The sequence below is a fragment of the Flavobacterium sp. H4147 genome, assembly GCF_029360735.1.
Classification (GTDB): Bacteria; Bacteroidota; Bacteroidia; order Flavobacteriales; family Flavobacteriaceae; genus Flavobacterium; species Flavobacterium endoglycinae.
Genome location: NZ_JARKNB010000001.1, coordinates 328162 through 346551 on the forward strand (window position 1 = coordinate 328162; position 18390 = coordinate 346551).

The 18390-nt window shown below is 33.5% G+C and carries 19 protein-coding genes; 12 read left to right on the forward strand and 7 right to left on the reverse strand.

The features are described from left to right. Positions 1-19: 19 nt before the first annotated feature. From P2W75_RS01470 to P2W75_RS01485, 4 genes are all read right to left on the reverse strand, one after another. Positions 20-1342 carry a trigger factor gene (locus tag P2W75_RS01470; protein WP_276378637.1) on the reverse strand — a complete coding sequence of 441 codons (1323 nt, stop codon included), beginning with the start codon at positions 1340-1342 and terminating at the stop codon, positions 20-22. Positions 1343-1457: 115 nt separating this feature from the next. Continuing rightward, positions 1458-1802 carry a phage holin family protein gene (locus tag P2W75_RS01475; protein WP_207297720.1) on the reverse strand — a complete coding sequence of 115 codons (345 nt, stop codon included), beginning with the start codon at positions 1800-1802 and terminating at the stop codon, positions 1458-1460. Positions 1803-1932: 130 nt separating this feature from the next. Continuing rightward, positions 1933-2697, reverse strand: a complete 765-nt coding sequence (locus P2W75_RS01480; RefSeq protein WP_276378638.1) for an alpha/beta fold hydrolase — start codon at positions 2695-2697, stop codon at positions 1933-1935. A 26-nt stretch (positions 2698-2723) separates the two neighbouring features. Further along, positions 2724-3437, reverse strand: a complete 714-nt coding sequence (locus P2W75_RS01485) for a pyridoxine 5'-phosphate synthase (RefSeq protein ID WP_276378639.1) — start codon at positions 3435-3437, stop codon at positions 2724-2726. A 116-nt stretch (positions 3438-3553) separates the two neighbouring features. On the opposite strand from P2W75_RS01485, the gene P2W75_RS01490 reads away from it, so the two are divergent. The 7 genes from P2W75_RS01490 (at position 3554) to P2W75_RS01520 (ending at position 11105) form a co-directional block, all read left to right on the forward strand. Further along, positions 3554-4213 (forward strand): CBS domain-containing protein, encoded by a 660-nt coding sequence (locus P2W75_RS01490; protein ID WP_207297723.1) that lies wholly within the window; start codon positions 3554-3556, stop codon positions 4211-4213. Positions 4214-4312: 99 nt separating this feature from the next. After that, the gene (locus P2W75_RS01495; RefSeq protein ID WP_276378640.1) at positions 4313-5197 is read left to right on the forward strand and encodes an NAD kinase; all 885 of its coding nucleotides are present in this window, start codon (positions 4313-4315) and stop codon (positions 5195-5197) included. 173 nt (positions 5198-5370) lie between these two features. After that, positions 5371-6060: a DUF6089 family protein gene (locus P2W75_RS01500; RefSeq protein WP_207297725.1), complete on the forward strand. Its 690-nt coding sequence runs from the start codon at positions 5371-5373 to the stop codon at positions 6058-6060. 5 nt (positions 6061-6065) lie between these two features. Continuing rightward, on the forward strand, positions 6066-6806 hold the full coding sequence (locus tag P2W75_RS01505; RefSeq protein ID WP_207297726.1) for an isoprenyl transferase: 741 nt from the start codon (positions 6066-6068) through the stop codon (positions 6804-6806). Next, complete coding sequence (locus P2W75_RS01510; RefSeq protein WP_207297727.1) at positions 6739-9516, forward strand: outer membrane protein assembly factor; 2778 nt, start codon at positions 6739-6741, stop codon at positions 9514-9516. The genes P2W75_RS01505 and P2W75_RS01510 overlap by 68 nt, the downstream gene beginning before the upstream one ends. Before the next feature lie 42 nt (positions 9517-9558). Beyond that, a complete protein-coding gene (locus tag P2W75_RS01515; RefSeq protein ID WP_276378643.1) occupies positions 9559-10587 on the forward strand; it encodes an OmpH family outer membrane protein in 1029 nt (342 codons plus the stop codon). 14 nt (positions 10588-10601) lie between these two features. Then, a complete protein-coding gene (locus P2W75_RS01520) occupies positions 10602-11105 on the forward strand; it encodes an OmpH family outer membrane protein (protein ID WP_207297729.1) in 504 nt (167 codons plus the stop codon). Positions 11106-11228: 123 nt separating this feature from the next. On the opposite strand, the gene P2W75_RS01525 is transcribed toward P2W75_RS01520, so the two are convergent. Beyond that, a complete protein-coding gene (locus P2W75_RS01525) occupies positions 11229-11405 on the reverse strand; it encodes a hypothetical protein (RefSeq protein ID WP_276378644.1) in 177 nt (58 codons plus the stop codon). 112 nt (positions 11406-11517) lie between these two features. Between P2W75_RS01525 and murI the strand changes: the two genes are divergently transcribed. Next, positions 11518-12294, forward strand: coding sequence for a glutamate racemase (gene murI, locus P2W75_RS01530; RefSeq protein WP_276378646.1), 777 nt, complete (start codon positions 11518-11520; stop codon positions 12292-12294). A 4-nt stretch (positions 12295-12298) separates the two neighbouring features. Here murI and P2W75_RS01535 read toward each other — a convergent pair whose 3' ends face one another. Together P2W75_RS01535 and P2W75_RS01540 are read right to left on the reverse strand one after the other, a co-directional pair. Further along, entirely contained in the window at positions 12299-13537 is a 1239-nt protein-coding gene (locus tag P2W75_RS01535) for an aromatic hydrocarbon degradation protein (protein ID WP_207297732.1), read from the reverse strand. After that, positions 13538-14866, reverse strand: coding sequence for a DUF4270 family protein (locus tag P2W75_RS01540; RefSeq protein ID WP_276378647.1), 1329 nt, complete (start codon positions 14864-14866; stop codon positions 13538-13540). It lies immediately after the preceding gene. Between the two features lie 231 nt (positions 14867-15097). On the opposite strand from P2W75_RS01540, the gene P2W75_RS01545 reads away from it, so the two are divergent. Genes P2W75_RS01545 through P2W75_RS01560 form a run of 4 tightly spaced genes read left to right on the forward strand, consistent with a single transcriptional unit; the run spans position 15098 to position 18388 of the window. Further along, positions 15098-15937: a DUF6268 family outer membrane beta-barrel protein gene (locus tag P2W75_RS01545; RefSeq protein ID WP_276378648.1), complete on the forward strand. Its 840-nt coding sequence runs from the start codon at positions 15098-15100 to the stop codon at positions 15935-15937. A gap of 15 nt (positions 15938-15952) precedes the next feature. After that, a complete protein-coding gene (locus P2W75_RS01550) occupies positions 15953-16960 on the forward strand; it encodes a kelch repeat-containing protein (RefSeq protein WP_207297735.1) in 1008 nt (335 codons plus the stop codon). After that, the gene (locus tag P2W75_RS01555; protein WP_207297736.1) at positions 16950-17279 is read left to right on the forward strand and encodes a DUF4907 domain-containing protein; all 330 of its coding nucleotides are present in this window, start codon (positions 16950-16952) and stop codon (positions 17277-17279) included. The genes P2W75_RS01550 and P2W75_RS01555 overlap by 11 nt, the downstream gene beginning before the upstream one ends. After that, entirely contained in the window at positions 17279-18388 is a 1110-nt protein-coding gene (locus P2W75_RS01560) for a sensor histidine kinase (protein WP_207297737.1), read from the forward strand. The genes P2W75_RS01555 and P2W75_RS01560 overlap by 1 nt, the downstream gene beginning before the upstream one ends. Positions 18389-18390 lie beyond the last annotated feature (2 nt).

Here is an 18390-nt window from a genome sequence, read left to right on the forward strand (position 1 = left end):
TATAATTATTTTTCAGAAATTATTCTCCGTAAGAAGCAGCAATAAATTCATCGTAAGTAACCTCTTTTGTTGTTGGGTTTGCTTTTTCTTTGAAGATATCTAATAATTTAGCTGCTACAACTTGCTCAGAAAGTCTTTTTACTTCATCTTGGTTAGATAATACTCTAGCCACAATTCCTTGAACTTCTTCGTCAGTTGGATTTGTTTGACCAAATTGAGCCATTTGTTGTCTGATAACGTTTGATGTAAACTCTTTCAAATCTTCAAATGTAATTTGGATATTGCTTTGAGCTAAAGCTTTTCCTTCGATTAATTGAAAACGTAAACCTTTTTCAGATCTTGCGTATTCAACTTCAGCTTCTTCTGCAGTTAATTTTTTCTCACCAACAGTTTGTAACCATTTTTTTAAGAATTCAGCTGGTAAATCGAATTTTGTATTTTCGATTAAGAAATCTTGAACATCTAATAATAATTTTTGGTCAGCTTGCTGTGCAAATTGAGCTTCAGCATCTTCTTTAATTTTAGCTTTTAAATCTTCTAAAGAAGCTACTTTTCCTTCACCAAAAAGTTTGTCGAATAACTCTTGATTTAATTCAGCTGGTTCAGAACCGTTAATTGCTTCGATAGTAAAGTTTACTTCAACATCTAAACCGTGAACGCCTTCGTGACCTACTTTTAAGTAATCCATTAATTGGTGATCGTCATCAAATAAACCTTTTGTGCTTACTGTAACCACATCTCCAACTTTTTTACCTACAAATTGTTTTCCAGCTTTTTTACTGAAAGCTCCAACTGAAATTGTAGTAGTATTGTTGATTCCGTTTGCTTCGCTTGAGAAAGTTCCAGTTAAATCAGAGTTTGCGTCAGATACTTCTTGAGGAATAGCTTTTCCAAATTGTTTTTGAATACGCTCAACTTGTCCGTCGATTAATTTATCATCAGCCGTAACGATATATTTTACGATATTGTTTTTTGCTTCTAAATCAATTTCGAAGTTTGGCACTAAACCAATTTCATATTCAAAAGTTAATTCTTCGGCATCCCAGTTAAAATCTTCATTTACTTTTGGAAGCGGAGTTCCTAAAAGATTTAATCTTTCAGATTGAATATAACGCTCTAAAGCCAAATCAACTACTTTTTTGATCTCTTCTTGCTTAATAGCTTTTCCGTATTGTTTTTCAACAAGATCTTTAGGCACTTGTCCTTTTCTAAATCCTTTTACTTGCGCTAAAGGCATTTTTTCGTTAATTCTTTTTGCTACTTGACCTTTATAATCCATATGAACAACGTTCATAACAATCGTCTCGTTTACAGCGTCTATTGCTACTCTTTTAATATCCATCTTCTTCTTTAATTTACATAATAAAATTGGGTTGCAAAATTATAAAATTTTTGCAACCCAGCCAAGTTTTTAATTTATTGTATTTGAAGCAGTTTTAATCTGCTTTCAAATTTAATTATTTATCGTCTCCTAATATTTTATAGGTAATAGACTGCAGTATAGATAAAATAATACTGAATATTAATGCTGTCCAGAACGAATCGACTGCAAAACCGCCCACAATGTTTGTACACAATAAAATAATCACAGCGTTAATGATGAGTAAAAACAACCCAAGTGTTATAACTGTTACGGGAAGTGTTAATACGACCAGAATAGGTTTTATAAAAACATTCAGTAATCCTAAAACCACTGCAACAATTACAGCTGTACCAAAACTTGCAACGTGAACTCCCGTTAGCAGATTGGACAATAACAAAACCAAAGCGGCAGTAACAAGAAGTCTAAGTAATAATTTCATAGTTTCTCAGGGTTTAAATTTATTTAAAAGTACTTTTTTTTACCACAGATTACAAGATTAACACCCATTAAAATTTAAACATTTAAAAAAATCGCATTAAACTTTATAATCAAAGCTTTAAAATCTATTATTACTCTTTTAAAAATGCCGCTGTTAGTTCAAAAAACATTTTAGGATTTTCGGCATGAAGCCAATGTCCTGCATTTGGAATGGTCTCTAACTGTAATTTTGGAAAGTGCTGGCGAATTGCATCAACATCGGCATCTTGAATGTATCCTGAGTTTCCTCCTCTTATAAATAATGTTGGTTTATCAAACACTAATCCATCTGCTAAAGGTTTTCCAATTGCATCAAGATTATTATTAAAAGCTTTCAGATTAAATCTAAACGCCAATTGTCCCGGTTCTTTCCAATATAGATTTTTCAACAGAAACTGACGTGTTCCAACATCAGAAACATATTGCGATACGATTTCTTCTACGTCATTTCGGCTTGGTTTTACCGAAAAGTCAACTGCATTTAATCCCGCTAAAATATCCTGATGATGTTGTTTATAGAATTTCGGACCAATATCTGCCACAATTAATTTATCTACAATTTCAGGATGCGTTGTCGCAAAAAGCATGGCCACTTTTCCACCCATTGAATGCCCAAGAATATCAACTCGGGTTAAATTATTAGCTTGGCAGTATTCAAACACATCTTGAACCATTGCTTCGTAACTCCATTCATCTGAATGAAAACTGCGCCCGTGGTTTCTTAAATCTAAAATATGAACTTGAAATCCGGCTTCTACATATTGTCCGGCAAGCGTTTTCCAGTTATCTGACATTCCCAGAAACCCATGCATGATTATAAATGGTTTTCCTTCGCCTTCTATTTTTGAGTAAAGCATATTTTTTTGTTTTTTACTTTAAAGAATTACTTTAATTTATTAAGATACATATTTACCGTATTATCCAAACCAAGATAAAGTGCTTCTGAAATTAAAGCATGGCCGATAGAAACTTCTAATAACCCTGGAATATTATCTTTAAAAAATTTGATATTATCTAAACTCAAATCATGTCCTGCATTGATTCCCAAACCTAATTCGTTTGCCAATTTAGCTGCTTCGACATACGGATCAATTCCTCTTTCGTTTCCTAAACTATATTGATGTGCAAAAGATTCTGTATACAATTCGATTCTATCTGTTCCTGTTTTTTTAGCACCTTCGATCATTTCTAGAATCGGATCAACAAAAATTGAAGTTCTGATTCCGTTTTTTTGAAATTCATGAATTACTTCGGTTAAGTATTCTTGATTTTTAATGGTATCCCAGCCCGCAGAAGAAGTAATGGCACCAATGGCATCTGGAACCAATGTAACTTGATCTGGTTTACATTCTAAAACCAAATCAATAAAATTATGCTGCGGATTTCCTTCAATATTATATTCTGTTGTTACAATTGCTTTTAAATCACGTGCATCCTGATAGCGGATATGACGCTCGTCTGGGCGCGGGTGAATCGTGATTCCTTGTCCGCCAAATCGCTGAATATCGACAGCTACTTTTAATAAATCAGGAACATTTCCGCCTCGTGCATTTCGAAGCGTTGCAATTTTATTGATATTTACACTTAACTTTGTCATATAAATAGATAATTAATTCTAGTAACACTATATTTGTTACAGCAAAAATACAAAGTAAAACAGAGCAGTTTTTGGTATTTTTTGATTATTTTGCATCAAATATCTTCAATTGATTTATGACAGAAATTACAAACTATATCACAAATGATTTCAGAGCGATTGATAGTCAGGAAACGATAGCCTCGATTCAAGACTTTTTTATCGATGTAAATTTTTCTCATTTCCCTATTTTAGAAGACGGGGTTTTCATTGGAAGTATCTCTTCTGATGATATCGACACTTTTGACAGTGACAAAAAAGCGATTGATTACAAATATACTTTAGAACGTTTTTTTGCCAGAAAATCAATGATCTGGCTGGATGTCTTAGAAATCTTCGCCAAAAATCACACAAACGTAATCCCTATTCTTGACGAAAATAATACCTATATAGGGTATTATGAAATGGAAGACATCATGAATTTCTTTCAGGAAACGCCATTTTTAAAAGAACAAGGCGGTATTATTATCGTTCAAAAAGGTCTTTTGGATTATTCGATGAGTGAAATTACACAGATTGTAGAGAGCAATAATGGAAAAGTGTTAGGCTGTTTTATTTCCGAAGCTGATTTGGAAAATGTCCAAATTACAGTAAAAATTGGTTTGGGAGCCATCAACGAAATAATTCAAACGTTCCGACGATATGGTTACGAAATCATCTCAGAGCATCAGGAAGACACTTATATTAACAGTTTAAAAGAAAGGTCTGATTATTTAGACAAATACCTTAATATATAAATTATGAATGTGCCAATGAGAAAATTAGTTAATTAGATAATTTTCGCATTTCCCAATTATCTAATTGACACATTGACAAATTCTCTAATTTAGCAAAGAATGAAAATAGCCATTTACGGACAATATTATCAAAACAGTACAGAGCCGATCATTAAAGATATTTTTTCTTTTTTCAACGCCAACAATGTTGAAATTATAATAGAAGAAAATTTTCTGAAAATGCTCTATGAAAAACAGCTTATAAAAAAAGAATATAAGACGTTTTCACCAAGTACCATTTTAGATAATAGTTTTGAGATGGTAATTAGTATTGGCGGCGACGGAACAATTTTAAGAGCCGCAGCTTTAGTCCGTAATTCAGGCGTTCCATTATTAGGAATTAACGCTGGAAGATTGGGATTTCTAGCCAAAGTACAAAAAGAAAACATTGATAGTTTACTTCAGTATGTAATTGATCAAAATTATACCACTTCGGAAAGAACTTTACTGGGACTGACTTCTGAACCAGATAATGAAGCTTTTAAAGAACTTAATTTTGCCATGAACGAGGTTACCGTGAGCCGTAAAGACACAACCTCGATGATTACTGTTGAAACCTATTTAAACAATGAATATTTAAATTCATATTGGGCCGACGGCCTTATTATTTCTACGCCTACTGGTTCTACTGGTTACTCTCTAAGCTGTGGCGGACCGATTTTAACTCCGGATGTAAAAAGCTTAGTAATCACTCCAATTGCACCTCATAACTTAACCGCCAGACCACTGGTTATCCCTGACGACACCGAAATTACTCTTCGTGTCACAGGACGAGAAGACCAGTATTTAGTTTCTTTAGATTCAAGGATTTCTTCTGTAAAGAATGAATCTATTCTCAAAATCAAAAAAACCGACTATAAAATTAAAATGGTTGAAATTCCGGGCGAAACTTTCTTAAAAACACTGAGAAACAAACTGCTTTGGGGAGAAGACAAAAGAAATTAAGCGCATTTATTGTTTCCTCCTATACGATAATACCACATTTTCTCGTTCTGCTTGTATTGAATCATCATTAAATGTCTCTAAATCACATCATAAATTGAAAAAAAAGCACATTTAATCAAAGGAACGTTGATTCGTATCGATAATTATTATATTTGCACGCAATTTTGAATTAAATGAAGAAAATTTTTAATTTATTGTTATGTTTTTTCCCTTTTATTACACTAAATGCTCAAATAAATGAGCTTGGTGTTTTTATTGGTGGAAGCAACTTTGTTGGAGACGTTGGAAGCACAACTTACATTAATCCTCAAAAGCTTACTTTAGGCGTTTTGTATAAGTGGAATAAAAGTCCGAGACATTCTTACCGTTTATCCTACATGCAGTCAACCATTACAGGAAACGATTTAGATTCTGATGAAACAGGCAGAAGCCAAAGAGGATATCGCTTTGACAATGATGTAAAAGAATTTTCTGCAGGTTTAGAATTCAATTTTTTCGATTTCAATCTTCATGATTATCATACAAAAGTTACACCTTATATATATTCAGGTGTAAGCTTTTTTATTTATGACGGTTTATACCGTTATATTGATACCCCAAATGTCACGCATAAAATTAATTCGAATTCCTTTGCGATACCTATGACACTGGGTGTAAAATCTAATGTATTCCCTAACCTGGTTTTAGGAGCCGAAGTTGGAGCAAGATATACTTTTACAGACAATATTGACGGAAGTAATCCCAGCACCAGCAATACAAGCATCAAAAAATTTGGAAATTTAAACAATAATGACTGGTATGTCTTTTCAGGTATTACCGTAACGTATACCTTTGGACAAAAACCCTGCTATTGCGCACAATAATAAAAATGAATTTAATAGACTCGATAGACCACTCAAACTTACCTAAACATCTGGCCATAATTATGGACGGAAATGGACGATGGGCCAAACAACAAGGCTTTTTAAGAGCCTTTGGACATGAAAACGGAACAAAATCTGTAAAAAAAACAATCACAACTTGTGCTAAATTAGGTATTGAGTACCTAACTCTTTACGCTTTTTCAACAGAGAACTGGAACCGCCCTAAAATGGAAGTCGAGGCCTTAATGAAAATCTTAATCAATTCCTTAAAAAAAGAACTGGTAACCTTGCAGGAAAACAATATCAGACTTAATGCAATTGGGAATCTTGACAAATTACCAAAAAACGCTCAAAAGGAACTTTTAGACGTAATTGACAAAACTAAAAACAATACCAGACTTACGTTAACTCTCGCTTTAAGCTATGGATCAAGAGAGGAATTAGTAAATGCTGTCAGACAGATTAGTGATAAAGTTAAAAATAATATAATTTCAATAGACACTATTGACGATTCAATTATAAATGAGCATCTTTACACGCAAAATTTACCTGACGTAGATTTATTAATACGAACAAGTGGAGAACATAGAATAAGTAATTTTCTGCTGTGGCAAATCGCCTATGCTGAATTGTATTTTACGAATGTCTTGTGGCCAGACTTTAAAGACGAAGATTTATATGAGGCTATTATTAGTTATCAAAAAAGAGAACGTAGATTTGGAAAAACCAGTGAACAAATTAAATAAACTTTTAGTGTTACAAAAAAGAATACCGCAAATAATCTGTACCCTATTACTATTGGGTAGTTTTTCACAAGTTAAAGCTCAGGAAAGAGTTCCTTTTGATCAAGGAAAAAGATACATTCTGGCTAAAGTTTCTGTTGTTGGTAAAATAAGCTTCAATGAACAAACTGTCGTTACCTTTTCTGGTCTTCAAAAAGGACAGGAAATAACCGTTCCGGGCGAAGAAATCAGTGGTGCAATTAAAAAATTAGGAAAGCTTGGTCTTTTCGACGAGATTGCTTTCTATATAAATAAGGTAGAAAATGACAGTATTTATTTAGATTTAAATATTGTTGAACTTCCAAAATTAAACGACGTTAAAATAACGGGCGTTAAGAAGAGTAAAATTGAAGGACTTATTAAGGATAACAACCTGACTAAAAACAAAATTGTCAACGAAAACTTAATTACAACGACTAAAAATTACATCGAAAACAAATATAAAAAAGACGGTTTTTACAATACCAAAGTAACTATTACAACCACTCCTGACAGCACATCTGGGCATCAGGTAAATATGCTTGTACGAGTTGATAAAGGCGACAAAGTAAAAATCAGTAAAATTGACTTTACAGGAAACGAACAACTCAGCGACAGTCAGTTAAGATCTGCCATGAAAGACACGAAGCAGAAAAATATTTTACGTGTATTTAAATCTTCTAAATTCATTCCAGAAAAGTATAAAACTGACTTAGAAAAAGTTATCGCAGCTTATAAAGAAAAAGGATATCGCGATGCACGTATCATCTATGACTCTGTTACTTACAACAAACAGAAGAACATGCTTGCTATTAAAATTAATGTAGAAGAAGGAAACAAATACTACTTTGGAAATATTAAATTTTTAGGAAATACAGTATATTCAGACCAACAGTTAAACCGTTATTTAGGAATCAAAAAAGGAGAAACTTATAATGGCGTTTTACTTGAAAAAAGAATCGCTGATAACTCAAAACCTGATGGTGAAGACATCACGAACTTATACCAAAACAACGGTTATTTATTCTCTAAAATTAACGCTGTAGAGGTAAAAACGGTAAACGATACAATCGATTTTGAAATTAGAATCACAGAAGGTCCTATTGCCTATTTCAACAAAATCTATGTTACTGGAAACGACAAAACAAATGACCATGTAATTTACCGTGAGTTAAGAACTAAACCAGGAAACAAATACAGTAAAGAAGAATTAGTAAGAACTATTCGTGAGATTGGACAATTAGGTTTCTTCGATCCTGAATCTATTAAACCTGAGTTTAGAAACGTTGATCCTGCTGCAGGAACAGTTGACATTGAATATCAATTAGTAGAAAAAGGATCAAGCCAAGTTGAGTTACAAGGTGGTTACGGCGGTGGAGGTTTCATCGGTACGTTGGGACTTTCTTTCAACAACTTTTCGGCAAGAAAATTATTTGATAAAGAAGCCTATAAACCGCTTCCGATGGGAGATGGACAAAAAGTAGCACTTCGTTTACAAGGAAGTACATATTTCCAAACCTACAGTTTATCATTCTCAGAACCATGGTTTGGAGGCAAAAAACCAGTACAATTTAGTTCTTCAATATCATACAGTAAACAATTTAACAACAATTATATTACAAGAACTGTTGATAGAAGCCAAAGTTTTAATATTTTTACAGTCCAAGTTGGTTTAGCAAAACGTTTAACTGTACCTGATGATTATTTCGTTCTTTCACAATCTGTTAGTTATCAGCATTATGATTTGAATAATTATTACACAGGATTGTTTACCTTTGGTAATGGAGCTTCACGAAACCTTGCGTATACAATAGGAATTTCAAGAAGTAATAAAGGGGTTAACCCAATATTCCCGACTTATGGTTCGGAGTTCAGTTTATCAGCAAAAGTAACACCTCCGTACTCTTTATTTAATGGTATTAATTATGGTGATTTACAAAACCAAAAAGAATACAAAACACAATATACAGGTACAACAACCACTACAGGTGCAGATGGTCAGGCTATAAATCCTGGTGATTATACAAAAACTGAAACCATCAACGGAACATCTGGAACTGTAAGTGTTGGATCAGACTATAAAAGTGCTGATACTGATGTTGCAAAAGTCGATCAGAAAAAATACAATTGGTTAGAATATTATAAAGTTAAATTCAAAGCAGACTGGTATACTAAGATTTATGGTAAATTAGTTTTAAGAACCTTAACAGAATTTGGTTTCTTAGGAGCTTATGATCAATCAAGAGGAGTTGTTCCATTTGAGCGTTTCTACTTAGGAGGAGACGGTATGGCAAACTACTCTATGGATGGTAGAGAAACAATACAATTAAGAGGATATCCTAATAACTCGTTAACCCCAATTATCGAAGACAGAACTAGTTCTAGATACGGACAACAGATTGGAGCAACGATTTATAATAAATTCTCAATGGAATTACGTTATCCAATTACATTAAAATCATCAGCATCTATATACGCCTTAACATTTTTAGAAGCAGGTTCTTCTTATCCGACATTTAGAGATTATAATCCGTTTGACTTGAATCGTTCTGCTGGTCTTGGTTTACGTGTTTTCATGCCTGCATTTGGATTATTAGGTATTGATTTTGGTTACGGTTTCGACGCATTGCCAGGATCTGTTACTAATAAAGCAAATGGTTGGGAAACTCACTTTATTATTGGACAACAATTTTAAAGAAATAACGTTTGGTTAAAAATCATCGAATAAAGTAATGTTATGAGAAAACAATTTTTATTTATATTTTTAGCCTTGATTGTAGCAAATACAAGTCAGGCACAGAGTAGAACGACTAGAATTGGCTACATTGATATGGAATACATTTTAGAGAATGTATCCGATTATAAAGAAGCTAAGTCCCAATTAGAGTTAAAAGCTCAAAAATGGAAACAGGAAATAGAGGCTAAAAAATTAAATATAAATAAACTTAAAGAAAATTTAAATACTGAAAAAGCATTACTTACCAAAGAATTAATTGAAGAAAGAGAAACTGAAATTAAATTTCTTGAAACTGAAATGCTGGATTACCAAGAAAAACAGTTTGGCGCTGATGGTAATTTAATGAGACAAAAATCTGCATTGGCAAAACCTATTCAAGATCAAGTTTTCACGGCAGTTCAAGATATAGCCGAAGCAAAAAATTACGATTTTGTTTTCGATAAGTCAGCAGACTTAACAATGCTTTTCAGCAACAAAAGATATGACATAAGCGATCAGGTTTTACGTATTTTAAACAGAACCGAAAAACGCGAACAATTGACTAAAAAACAATTGAAAGAACAGGAGGCAAAAGAAAATCGTGAAAACGAAATCGATGAAAATCCTACTTTAGCGAATCGCCAGAAAGCACTGGACGATAAAAAAGCGGCGAGAGAAAAGCTTATTGAAGACAGACGTTTAGAGCAAGAAGCGAAGAAAAAAGAATACGAAGACAGAAGAAAAGCAATTCAAGCTGAAAGAGAGGCTAAAAAAAATGGCACGGTTTCTGAACCAGCTAAAACAACCGAAACAGCTAAACCTGCGGAAACAGCAAAAACAAGTACGAATACAACTGAAACCGCTAAACCCGCTGTAACAGGCGAAACCACAACAGAACCTGCAGTAAATAAAGCTGAAGAAAGACAAAAGCTTTATGAGCAACGTAAGAAAGAATTAGAGGAAAGAAGGAAAAAAATACTCGAAGAGCGAGAAGCGGCCAAAAAAGCAAAAGAGGCCGAAACACAAAAAACAAATACGACCAATAATTAATTAATATTTTAAAAATGATGAAACAAATCAAAACTTTACTAATTGCTGCAATTCTAGTTTTAGGAGCAAGTAACACAATGAACGCACAGGCGAAGGTTGCCCATGTTGATGTTAGCGAGATTATGTCGAAAATGCCTGCGATGCTTGATGCTCAAAATCAACTGCAAAAATTAAGTGGGACATATGATGCTGAATACAAAAAAATGGTTGATGAATATCAAACTAAAATCAAAAAGTATGAGGCAGAAGCTGCAACAGTAACTGAAGCTGTTAACGGTGACCGTTCTAAAGAAGTTCAAGATATGCAAAAAAGAATTGTTGATTACAGAGACAATGCTCAAAAAGAATTGCAACAAAAAGAAACTGACATCGTAAAACCATTAATGGAAAAAGTAAGAGCTTCAATCCAAAAAATTGGAAAAGCTAAAGGTTACCAATACGTTTTAGATGGTTCTACTTTATTATTAGCTGATGGTCCAAACATCACTGCTGATGTGAAAAAAGACTTAGGTTTCTAAGAAAAACTTTAATTACATAAAAACGGCTCAAGCTTTAAAGTTTGAGCCGTTTTTTTTGACCGTATTAAACTCAAAAACGGGAACTGATACCAGCCCCTTCTTCTTCAATACACAAAAAGTGCATTAAGTTCTTGGAGGACATTTAGTCCCTGATGGAAAACATTCCCAAATAGGCTTTCTGACTTCATCAAATCCAACGATACAAGCAATGCCATAGCACTCTGGTGCATTTCCTCCATTAATTTTTTTCATCTCTTCTTTAGTCAGCTTTTCAGATGACAATTTTTCAATAATTTTCATAGTGTTATTGTTTTTTGGGTGAAGCATAAATATAGTATTTTATTTACAATAAAATATCTTTTTATTTAAAAAACCAAATTGCAGAGAAAGTAAAAAATACTAATTTTGTAGTATGACAAACAATAATCCTATAGGCATTTTTGACTCAGGAATTGGAGGAACTTCAATCTGGAGCGAAATCCATGCACTACTTCCGCACGAAAAAACTATATATTTAGCCGACAGTAAAAATGCTCCTTACGGGCAAAGAACAAAAGATGAAATTGTTGCGCTAAGCAAAAAAAACGTCGAATTTTTACTAGAAAATAACTGTAAATTAATTGTTGTAGCGTGTAATACTGCTACCACAAATGCTATTACAGAACTTCGTCGTGATTATGACGTTCCTTTTATAGGTATTGAGCCAGCAATTAAACCTGCAGCTAATAATTCGCAGACACAAGTTATTGGGATTTTAGCAACACAAGGAACACTAAACAGTGAGCTTTTTAACAAAACGGCCGAGATGTTTCAGCACACTACCATTATCGAACAGGTAGGTCACGGATTAGTACAGTTAATTGAAGATGGAAATTTATATTCTCCTGAAATGACTCAATTATTAGAATCTTATCTACAGCCTATGATCGATGCCAATATCGATTACCTTGTTTTAGGCTGCAGCCACTACCCTTACCTGATTCCACAAATTAAAAAAATACTTCCAGAGCATATTAAAATTATAGACTCAGGCGAAGCAGTAGCAAGACAAACACAAAATATTTTACGTGATAAGGTTGGCTTTACAGATGCTCAGCACAACGATCCTGTATTTTATGTAAATTCAAACCCAGCGGTTTTGAGTTCTATTTTAGACAACAAATATCCCGTTATAGAAAAAGAGTTTTAAACCATTAATCGAATTTTCGTTTCACAAACCAAATTCCGTCCAAAGACAAATTAATAGACAGTTTATGATAATTCTCTTTAATTAAATTATCAGAAATACGTCCTTTTTGTCCATATGAATATGAAATATTGATTGCTGAAAAAGTGTTTTCAATGGGCAGGTTCACACCAAAAGAAATCGCGGCATTGTTCACCCTTTTTCCGTCTACTTCTAAGTAACCCGTATCAAAATTAGCACCGGCCGAATATTGAACACGATCCCAATATTTCCGTATATTTTTCTTGGGATTAAAATAAGTAAATCCCAAAGCAAATCGGTCTTGATTTACAAATGTGCCATATAACTCAGATTGGTTGGTATCTTTCCAAAGGCTCTTTTCGTAATCTAGAGTCATATTCAAAACATTTTTAAATCGCTTGCTTATACCAATTCCAATTTCTAGAGGCATGTAATAATCATCAACATTTGAAGATGCCTCAGATTCTAAAGAACTTACAACTTCATTAGAAATAGTTTCTACAGATTGCACTTTAGAACCTTTTATTTGTGCTGGAAGTTTGAAAGTGGTTCCTATTGTAAGTGTTGAATCGATAACATACTGCGTTCCTAAAGTCGCCCTAAAACCATTATAATCTGTCTTTTTATGAACAGTAGTAAGTGAACTTGCAATTAAAAATGAGCGATCATCAACAACATTCCCAAACAATAAAGCTGCTGATGCACCTACAGTCAATTTTTTACCAAAACGATATCCGTAAGAGAAATCGAAATTATTTAATCCTCCAGAACCTTCTGCTGTTAAAGTATAGGTTTCCTGACTGTCGGCAATAGGCAGAACAAGGTTTGAAATTTTAAAGGTTGAACTTGAGTAAGGCCTTAATGCTACACTAAAAGCCGAATTTTTGGTAACCGGAAAAGCAAATGCTAAATGCGAAAACTGAAAATTATTTCTCTTTTCGGTTCTTGATCCGCTTTCATATGTTGTTCCGATTGCTTTCCCTCCTATGTCAAACATAAAATGATTTAGAGGCATGAAACCTAATGAAGCAGGATTTAAATTATTGATAAAACTAGTTGAAGGCAATGCAATACCTGAAGATCCAATTGAAGGTATTGAACCAAAATCTGAATCGTATACACTTCCTACTCCATACAATGAATAAGGCGAACTTGAAATACTTTGCGAAAATGAAGTCAGCGACATTAAAATGAAGCAGCTTAAAAAAACTATTTTATTTTTCATCTAATATGAGAGATAATAAATTTTGAGTTGAATTTTATTGTCCTGATGTTTTTGATCTCCTAAAACAAGTCGGTTAACCGATTTAGAAATTCCTGGCAGAGTCAAAATCAAAGAAGATCTGGAATCAGCCGAACGCAGCATTTCCTTTTGAAGAAAATTCCCTAATGGAATGGTATAACCGACATTCTCATTAAACTCATCGCTTTTCTTGTTTAGGATTCCGAATACTGCCGCTCCTGATGAACTCTGTAGAGAACCGCTGATTCTGTTGAGATTATCTCCCACATACACCTTAAGAGAATCTGCCAGAGGGTATTTATCTGAATACGAATTATTGACGGGTTTCAGAATTAATTTAGCATCAACGATAGCTCCGTTATCCGAAATGTATTTGAGCTTTTTTATATTCGGAAAATCGATCCTACAGGCCACTCCGGTTCCAGACTGAATAAATCCTTGTTTGTTGGTTGCCGTACTGGAAAGTTTACTGCTGGATATGGGCAGATTTTGAATAAGTGTTCCTGTTTTATCGAGCGAAATAGAATTAAACTGTTTATCAGTATTTAAAACCGTAAAATCAAGATAATACGATTCGTCTTCGGTATCGGCTTGATATTTTGAATAATACAAACGCACTTTGCTGGTCGAAGTACTAAACCCAATTACACTAGAAGAGTTGGAAGTGGAAGGAACAAGAACAAGTCCTTTTAGATATTCTGTAAAAGAATCAAAATTGGTAATTTCCCTGCTTTTTATTTTTTGGAAAAGAGCGGCTCCTAAAGCATCATTCATTCTAATGTTGATCGAGTCTTTCTCTGTTGGACGTGGTTTATATGAAATCGTTCCTAAACTTTCATCACTATAAGTCAAAGTTGAATTATTGTAAAAACTATCATCATCTGTATTTGGTTTTACTTTTTGTGTAAGACGATGAATATCAAATTTCTGAACCTGCGTCGTATCTCCGTAATAATAATTATCATACTTTAAAATCATTGAAATAGAATCGAAGACAAAATTTACAGCTTCTGTATCTGAACCCGAATTGTTCAGCGCATAGGAACTACCCGAAAGCTGAAAATAACTGTTTGATTTTACTTTTCCGAAAATAGGATCATCATAATTTCCAATTAAAATACGGCTTTGACTTGAAGTTACCAGCGAATCAAAATTGATGGTAGACATTTCGACTGTTACTGTATCGATCATAACTACTTTATTGCTTAAAGCTAAATAATCAGATCCTACAACAAATTCTCCCGCATCTGTATCTGTGCCACATGAAAACATCGTCAAAGCAAAAAACAACAGTAATAAAAACTTACGCATAACTAATTTTTTGGACAAATATAAATTGCCCTCTTCTGCACTGCATCATAACATATACTACTGCGTGTTTTTGGTCTATTAATGCTCTTAAATCATCTATGACAGTGTTACGCTCATTAATATTTCATTCGGCATTAAAAACAGCTGTTTTGTCTATCAAAACGAGCCGTATATATATATTCTTTTTTTAAGCCCGGTCGTCAGCCTACTTTTGAGCCAATAAATTAGGTAATGAAAGTAAGATTTATAATTTGTTTGTTTTTTGTAATGCTGTTTTTAAACATGAATGCACAGGAAAACTTTTCGGCCGCATTGAATTTTAAAACAGAGCCAGTCGATAAAATTGATTTTAATGAAACTAGTTTTTCATTGTTCTTCAACGAAAAACTGACTCAAAAAAGCATTATCAAAAACACCGTGAATTATTCGAATCTAAATGTAAACTATGATTTAGGAGATTTTGAATCATTTCAAAACATCGACAAATTCCAAAAAATAGAAGACAAAATTGAATTCTCACAGGAAATTTCAAACTCAACAAAACTTCATTTTTCGGTTACGCCAATGTTTAGTTTCCAGCAGGATTTAGATTTTACTGATTTTACGCTTTTAGGAAGTTTTGAAATAAGCCAGCAATTAAATCCGAAAACAACTTTAAGTATTGGAGCAGCCCGAACAACAGTTTTTGGAAATCCAAAATTCCTGCCAACTGCATCCATACGCTATACGCCAAATGATAAAACGAATGTATGGATTGGTTTTCCGGAGTCCAGCATTTCTTATTCAAACAATACAAGAAATAAGTTCATGCTGAATAATAGTTTCAACGGAAGCTTTTACAATTTAGATGCTCAGAGTAATTTAAACAATACAGTAAAAGCATCTTTATCGCAAATGACTACTTCCTTGGAATATGAAAGAAACGTAGATAGAAACTGGTTTTTGAATTTTAAAGCTGGATATAATTTTAATAAACAATACAAATTGACTGACAGCGATAATCATACAACTTATGATTTTAATACCGGAAATGGATATATGTTAGGAATAGGGATCAAATACAAACACTAAATAAATTTTAACACTATGAGTAATTTTAAAAAAGGATTATTATTCGCGACACTGCTTACCAGTCTCTTTTTTGTAAGCTGCAGCAACGACGATGACGATGATGATTTAATGGGAAACTGGGTCAAAAAATCAGCATTTGACGGACCTGCAAGATCTAGTGCAACAAGTTTTGTTATTGGAGATTATGCTTATGTAGCAACTGGTTATACCGGAGATGTTTACCTAAAAGATTTATGGGCTTATAATTCAACTGGAGATTATTGGGAACAAAAAGCTGATTTTATTGGGGTGGGAAGAAGTTCTGCATCTAGTTTTGCTTTAAACTCTAAGGGATATGTTGGTCTTGGATACGATGGAACGAACAGACTGAAAGATTTCTATCAGTACGATCCAACAAGCAACAGCTGGACCCAAAAAACTGATTTTGGCGGAACTGCACGTTATGCAGCAGTAGGTTTTCAAGCTGGCGGAAAAGCATATTTCGGAACTGGATATGATGGAAATTATTTGAAAGATTTTTATCAATACGACGATCAAGCCAATACATGGACTCTTGTAAACGGATTCAGCGGTAACAAAAGACGTAATGCCACTGTATTTGTAATTTCAGATAAAGCGTATTTGGTAACTGGAGTTAACAACGGTGTTTATCAAGAAGATTTTTGGGAATTTGATCCCGCAACAGATGTATGGACCAGAAAAAGAGATGTGGATAAAGATACTGACGACGATTACTCATACAATGATGATTATGCGATCGTAAGAGCCAATGCTTCTAGTTTCTCTATGAATGGACTTGGATATATTGTAGGTGGTGAAAACATTAAAACCGTTTGGGAATACAATCCATCGACTGATCTTTGGGTAGAAAGAACTCCGATGGAAGGTGCAACAAGAACTGATGCTGTAGGTTTTACTATAAACAACCGTGGTTTTTACATGTTAGGAAGAGTAGGTTCAACTTATTTTGACGACGCATGGGAGTTTAAACCTCTAGACGAACAGAGCGACGATGACAATTAATCATAACAAATTCTTCTGGTGCAAAATCCAGAAGAATTTACTGTTTTTATTCCTTGTTTTACTAATCGCATCCTGCAACAAAAAAGAAGTTCTAAAAACAGAATCGTTTCAAACCAACACTGGCTGGGGATATTCAATTGCCTATAAAGATCAAATTATTATAAGGCAGTCCATTATTCCCGCTATAAGTGAAAATAAAAGTTTTTCGACCGAAGAAGACGCTTTAAAAACTGCCGATTTAGTAGTCGAGAAACTCAAAGAACACACATCGCCAACGGTAACCAAAAATGAATTAATTTTATTAAAAATAAAATTATAATGAAAATAGATACCATTAGAAATACAAATTCAAACAAAATCTTATTCCACTGCATGATTTGGGTGTTCTTTATTCTGACATCATTAATTCAGTTCTACGAAAGTCCTTTTAGGATCAATAATGATTTCTATGTACAATGGATAACTGGAATTGTTTTGTTCTATTTGAATTATTTCTATTTGGTACCGGCTTTGCTTCTGCAGAAAAAATATTGGAAATACTTTCTTTTTGTTTTTGCAATTGTTGCCATTTTTATGATTATCAGGATTAATTATTTTATTCCTGAATTCAGACATTTACGCCCTGCGAATGTTGTTCCTGCCAGAATGATGCCTCCCGATCCTAATTTTATACCCAGAGGCAGACATCTTAGAGTAGAAATGAGACAGCCGCTTTTCTTTAAAATCGGTCCTTCTTTCTTTTATATTTTAATTATTACGATAAGCGCGGTTATAAGAACCCTGACGGAGTTTTATAACAACCAGCAAAACAAATTAATTGCCGAAACACACCGAACAAATACTGAATTAATTTATCTGCGTAAGCAAACCAATCCACATTTTTTATTCAATTCTTTAAACAGTATTTATTCTTTGGCACATAAGAAATCTGATTTGGTTCCTGATGCCATCGTCACCTTGTCTGAACTCATGCGCTATATGTTGTATGAGACCGATAATAAAACGGTGGCTTTAGAAAAAGAGATCAATTACATTCAGAATTACATTGAATTGCAAAAACTAAGACTCAACAATATTGAAGATATTGTAATAAATGTGCATGGCGATACCAAAAACAAATTTATTGAACCGTTACTGCTGATCTCTTTTGTTGAAAATGCTTTTAAGTACGGAACTGATTACAAGGGTGCTGCACATGTAAAAATTAAAATTTTCATCTCAGAAAACAATCTGGATTTCTGGATCGAAAACACTATCGAAAACTATGAAAAAGACCCTGATAATTCAGGCATTGGACTTGTAAACATTCAAAACCGATTGGATCTGCTTTATCCAAATGCACACGAACTAACAATTAATCAAGATGATCAATATTACCGAGTTCATTTAAATCTAAAATTAGACGAAATTAAAACCACTGTAAATTAAAT

Coding starts and splice junctions, on each gene's coding strand:
- P2W75_RS01470 (WP_276378637.1), bottom strand. CDS start 1,342: ATGGATATTAAAAGAGTAGCAATAGACGCTGTAAACGAGACGATTGTT.
- P2W75_RS01475 (WP_207297720.1), bottom strand. CDS start 1,802: ATGAAATTATTACTTAGACTTCTTGTTACTGCCGCTTTGGTTTTGTTA.
- P2W75_RS01480 (WP_276378638.1), bottom strand. CDS start 2,697: ATGCTTTACTCAAAAATAGAAGGCGAAGGAAAACCATTTATAATCATG.
- P2W75_RS01485 (WP_276378639.1), bottom strand. CDS start 3,437: ATGACAAAGTTAAGTGTAAATATCAATAAAATTGCAACGCTTCGAAAT.
- P2W75_RS01490 (WP_207297723.1), top strand. CDS start 3,554: ATGACAGAAATTACAAACTATATCACAAATGATTTCAGAGCGATTGAT.
- P2W75_RS01495 (WP_276378640.1), top strand. CDS start 4,313: ATGAAAATAGCCATTTACGGACAATATTATCAAAACAGTACAGAGCCG.
- P2W75_RS01500 (WP_207297725.1), top strand. CDS start 5,371: ATGAAGAAAATTTTTAATTTATTGTTATGTTTTTTCCCTTTTATTACA.
- P2W75_RS01505 (WP_207297726.1), top strand. CDS start 6,066: ATGAATTTAATAGACTCGATAGACCACTCAAACTTACCTAAACATCTG.
- P2W75_RS01510 (WP_207297727.1), top strand. CDS start 6,739: ATGAGGCTATTATTAGTTATCAAAAAAGAGAACGTAGATTTGGAAAAA.
- P2W75_RS01515 (WP_276378643.1), top strand. CDS start 9,559: ATGAGAAAACAATTTTTATTTATATTTTTAGCCTTGATTGTAGCAAAT.
- P2W75_RS01520 (WP_207297729.1), top strand. CDS start 10,602: ATGATGAAACAAATCAAAACTTTACTAATTGCTGCAATTCTAGTTTTA.
- P2W75_RS01525 (WP_276378644.1), bottom strand. CDS start 11,405: ATGAAAATTATTGAAAAATTGTCATCTGAAAAGCTGACTAAAGAAGAG.
- murI (WP_276378646.1), top strand. CDS start 11,518: ATGACAAACAATAATCCTATAGGCATTTTTGACTCAGGAATTGGAGGA.
- P2W75_RS01535 (WP_207297732.1), bottom strand. CDS start 13,537: ATGAAAAATAAAATAGTTTTTTTAAGCTGCTTCATTTTAATGTCGCTG.
- P2W75_RS01540 (WP_276378647.1), bottom strand. CDS start 14,866: ATGCGTAAGTTTTTATTACTGTTGTTTTTTGCTTTGACGATGTTTTCA.
- P2W75_RS01545 (WP_276378648.1), top strand. CDS start 15,098: ATGAAAGTAAGATTTATAATTTGTTTGTTTTTTGTAATGCTGTTTTTA.
- P2W75_RS01550 (WP_207297735.1), top strand. CDS start 15,953: ATGAGTAATTTTAAAAAAGGATTATTATTCGCGACACTGCTTACCAGT.
- P2W75_RS01555 (WP_207297736.1), top strand. CDS start 16,950: ATGACAATTAATCATAACAAATTCTTCTGGTGCAAAATCCAGAAGAAT.
- P2W75_RS01560 (WP_207297737.1), top strand. CDS start 17,279: ATGAAAATAGATACCATTAGAAATACAAATTCAAACAAAATCTTATTC.